This is a genomic window from Mycobacterium sp. WUMAC-067 (assembly GCF_020217485.1).
Classification (GTDB): domain Bacteria; phylum Actinomycetota; class Actinomycetes; order Mycobacteriales; family Mycobacteriaceae; genus Mycobacterium.
Map to the genome: position 1 here is coordinate 1 of NZ_JAEKMI010000173.1, position 685 is coordinate 685.

General features: G+C 63.4%; 2 pseudogenes. Both read right to left on the minus strand.

The window, feature by feature from the left end:
* Positions 1 to 292 (minus strand): annotated as a pseudogene (locus JF781_RS28810) (IS256 family transposase); the annotation flags it as partial.
* 82 nt (positions 293 to 374) lie between these two features.
* A pseudogene (locus JF781_RS28815) lies at positions 375 to 665 on the minus strand (IS256 family transposase); the annotation flags it as partial.
* Positions 666 to 685: the final 20 nt, after the last annotated feature.

A 685-nucleotide genomic window follows, 5' to 3' on the forward strand; every position in this document is an offset into this window, starting at 1 on the left:
GAGGCTCAGCTGCCGACGGTTCGGGTGTGATGTCGATAGGCCGTTCGAGCGGCTTGCCCTTGTGGAAGACGGCGCTGGCACGGACGAGGGCGACCAAGTGTGGTGCGTTGACCGCGCGCCAGCGGGCCTGGGCGGCCTCGATTAGCTTGTAGGCCATCGCCAGCCAGGCCGCGCGGGAGCCCGGCCCTTTGGTGACTTTGGTCCTCAAACGTACTGTCGCAAAGGTACTTTCGATCGGATTTGTGGTGCGAAGGTGGATCCAATGCTCGGCGGGATACCGGTAGAACTCCAAAAACACCTCGGCGTCGTCGACGATCTTGGGCGACCGCTTTGGGGTATTTGGCGCCGTAGTCGATCTCGAACGCTTTGATCGCGAGCTGGGCTTTGTCGATATCCTCGGCGTTGTAGATCTCCTTCATCGCCGCGACTGCACCCTGGGTGCACCGATTTCGGCAGTGCGGCAAGAATATTGGCCTGCTTATGCCACCAGCAGCGCTACTCTCGAATATCCGGGAACACCTCCCGCACGCCTTGCAGAAGCCCAGGGCGCCGTCGCCGACCGCGAGCACCGCTGCGGTCATGGCGCGGCGGCGGCAATCGCGCAGCAAATCAGCCCAGAACTCAGTCGATCCCCGGAAGCCGTCAGCCAGCCCGACGAGCTCCATGCGGCCATCAGCACGGACCC